Below are 2,857 nucleotides of genomic sequence, written 5' to 3'. Positions count from 1 at the left end.
ACACGTGCCAATGACTCAAAATCTGCCGGTTGAGAATCATCCAGCCTTATGCGAGCTTGAGCGGAGTGCGGTGAAAGTCGCACGCTCCGTTCTTAGAGGGCTGCCTCCCCAGCAATGGGGAGGTGGCTACTCGACTCTTTGACCATCCATTTAACTTGCTCGCGCGCTTTGCGCAATGTTCTTGCATGAGGAACAATGTGTGTTTGCAAAAGAGGCTGCTTTTCGGGTTGCCAAATTGTCTATACCACACCCAGTTTGGATTGGTTTTTTTCAACTTGCTCCGTGTTAGGAACGTTTACAACAGCCTGTGTCATTGTGGTGTTATCCAAAGGTTGCGTCTTTGGATATTGGATGCCTAAAAAATGGAAACCTTATCAATTGACCCAATACGCTTTTTTTTCCGGACAAGCGCAGGCGCCTTTCCTGTAATACCTGCATTAGACGCTGTTTACAGCGATTAAGACTGCGCTTGGTTTGGCACAAAATGAGAAGTCGAGTAGCCCAAGGGAATTTCACCCTCAGGCTCTCACAGAACCGGACTTGAACGTCTCCGCTCATCCGGCTCTTATTGCCCAGTCGCAGGAAGGAGCCCTAAGCGTCGCCAATGCGGAAATAGATGGGGTTCACGTTTAGCAACCTTTCCTATCCAGTAAGTAGCGTTTCTTTGGTGCCCTTTCAACCTTTTGTATTTTCTCATCACCCATCTCACCAAGAGGCGATTTAGATGTGTAAACACGGGGTAAAGTTCTGACTTATAGAATTTTCCATAGTAATTTATCCAGCCATTGATGGTTGAATAAAACATATGTCCTAAGTCTTCAATGCTCTTGTCGCTGCGAAGTTGCAATCGCCAGCTTCTCATAGTTTGGCGCATTGATTTGGCTGCTTTGTCACTCACTGCAGGGCTAAAGTTAATGAAGTACTTACCATATCGGTTCTTCGACCTTCTGGCTCTAAATGTATACCCCAGAAAATCAAATTTCTCGTTTACGTAAGTTCCTCGTCTGTCTTCATCTTTACAGTACACTATCCGTGTCTTTTCAGGATGAAGCTCCAGTTTGCAGTCTTGCAATCGCTGCCTAATGGCCTCTTTAAGAGCTAGCGCTTCTGCTTCTGTTTTTCAATGTGCTAGAACATCATCTGCGTAGCGCTCAAATGGATTTGACGGATGATTCCGTTGCATCCATTTATCAAACGCATAGTGTAGAAACAAATTAGCCAACAGGGGACTAATGACTCCGCCCTGAGGTGTACCTTTGTTCCGTTTTATGAGTGTCCCATCCTTTTGTTGTCCGGGAGCCTTAAGCCACCGTTCAATATAAAGAAGAACCCATTTGCAGTCGGTATGTTTTCGCACTGCCCGCATGACAAGCTCATGATCCAGATTGTCAAAGAAGCCTTTGATATCTAGATCCACGCACCAGTTATAGCGCCAGCATCGCTGCCTCGCCATCCCCAATGCATCATGCGCAGATTTCCCTGGCCTGTAGCCATAAGAATCAGGATGAAAATGTGGTTCTATCTTCGGCTCCAAGCACATCTTGACAACCATTTGAGCTACTCGATCTGAGACAGTTGGGATTCCCAATATCCTCACTTTCCCGTCACTTTTGGGGATCTCAACATAACGAACGGCTGGTGGAAAATAACTTCCTGATGACATCCTATTCCAAAGTTTGTAGAGGTTATCTTTTAGATTCTCTTCAAACATTGTTATTGTTTGACCATCGACACCCGCCGCACCTCCGTTGGCTTTTACCCGTTTATAGGCTTCAACAACCAATTTCTTGGTAATGCCAAACGACTTTACTGTATTCATTAAATCCTTCCATTGCTGGTTGTTTAATCAATCTCAGTTGAACAATGCAACCCCTTCGCTCCACACCCATTACAGGCATTTCATCACTACTACAGGTTGCTCCGCCCCTGTGCCCTGCATCGGTACTCAGATCCTCATGGTTCTTCCACTTGGATTTCTCCCTTAGCATCAGAGCGACAGGTTCCCACGTTCCACACTAGAGCCTGTATTCAGTTCATGCCACCTTTATGCCGGATGCCACTCAAGCAGTAAACAGGTTTCCCTTGAGCTAATCCTGGGTTAACGACAGATCCCAGTTTTGACATCATCCCTACCATTTCGACACTTCAATAGTGGTTCACTTGCGTTCATCTCCTGAAAACTTACCTGACCAGTTTAGTCTGGCCTTTTCCTTAACGCTCACTACCATGACTCTTAATCACAGCAGCTTAAGGTGGTTTGAAACCTGCACCTGCATGCCGGTTTCGAGGGACCTACCCTCATCTCTAGTGCAGCACCACAGGCCTTAGTTGTTCATGCAACTTCGGTCTGCGCTCGTGGCGCACTATCATCCTGATACCGAAAGTAAGCCACATCCATTTCATTGAATGCGTCATCGAGTGGTTTTAAATAAAGGCCATGGATTTGTAATACGATTTAATATCCGCACGAATAAGATGCTTTGGCCTCATCTCTTCAAGAACTTTTTTCACTTGCTCCGTTGCATACTTTACCCCGCTTGGCCCATGAAGATGATAACAATTAGGGTTCATGACAAAAGGAAATGTTCGGATGACGAGCAAGGGGAAAGTCCGAAAATGTTATGAGACACCTTATGGTGCTGTCCATTTGGAGCGTTACGTTTATCAAACCTCATCTGGAGGAAAAACCTACTGTCCTTTAGATGAACGCGCACGAACTCTTATCAGTTCAACGCCACGCTTTGCTGGGTGTGACCTCGCATTAATGTAAGAATATTTCTGAGCACTCTCTTTCTATGGCCAATTTAAAACCACTAAAATCTTTTTATATTCAATTGATTCATATATAATTCCTTCT

4 protein-coding genes and 1 pseudogene are annotated in these 2,857 nt (G+C 45.2%); 2 read left to right on the top strand and 3 right to left on the bottom strand.

Features of this window, described 5'->3' with window-relative positions; translation table 11 throughout:
• Positions 1–195: 195 nt before the first annotated feature.
• Positions 196–429 (top strand): hypothetical protein, encoded by a 234-nt coding sequence (locus OK13_RS14660; protein ID WP_035891653.1) that lies wholly within the window; start codon positions 196–198, stop codon positions 427–429.
• A gap of 136 nt (positions 430–565) precedes the next feature.
• On the opposite strand, the gene OK13_RS15625 is transcribed toward OK13_RS14660, so the two are convergent.
• Genes OK13_RS15625 through OK13_RS13505 form a run of 3 tightly spaced genes read right to left on the bottom strand, consistent with a single transcriptional unit; the run spans position 566 to position 1,988 of the window.
• Positions 566–1,072 (bottom strand): group II intron maturase-specific domain-containing protein, encoded by a 507-nt coding sequence (locus OK13_RS15625; RefSeq protein ID WP_241480579.1) that lies wholly within the window; start codon positions 1,070–1,072, stop codon positions 566–568.
• 48 nt (positions 1,073–1,120) lie between these two features.
• Positions 1,121–1,819 carry a group II intron reverse transcriptase/maturase gene (ltrA, locus tag OK13_RS15620; RefSeq protein ID WP_241480578.1) on the bottom strand — a complete coding sequence of 233 codons (699 nt, stop codon included), beginning with the start codon at positions 1,817–1,819 and terminating at the stop codon, positions 1,121–1,123.
• Entirely contained in the window at positions 1,773–1,988 is a 216-nt protein-coding gene (locus tag OK13_RS13505) for a hypothetical protein (RefSeq protein ID WP_035891650.1), read from the bottom strand. Before OK13_RS13505 ends, ltrA begins: the two co-directional genes overlap by 47 nt.
• Before the next feature lie 581 nt (positions 1,989–2,569).
• On the opposite strand from OK13_RS13505, the pseudogene OK13_RS14490 reads away from it, so the two are divergent.
• A pseudogene (locus tag OK13_RS14490) lies at positions 2,570–2,746 on the top strand (ISKra4 family transposase); the annotation flags it as partial.
• Between the last annotated feature and the right edge of the window lie 111 nt (positions 2,747–2,857).

Origin of the sequence: Legionella norrlandica, assembly GCF_000770585.1 — a bacterium.
Lineage (GTDB): Bacteria > Pseudomonadota > Gammaproteobacteria > Legionellales > Legionellaceae > Legionella > Legionella norrlandica.
This window is presented reverse-complemented; position numbering and strand designations above follow the sequence as displayed.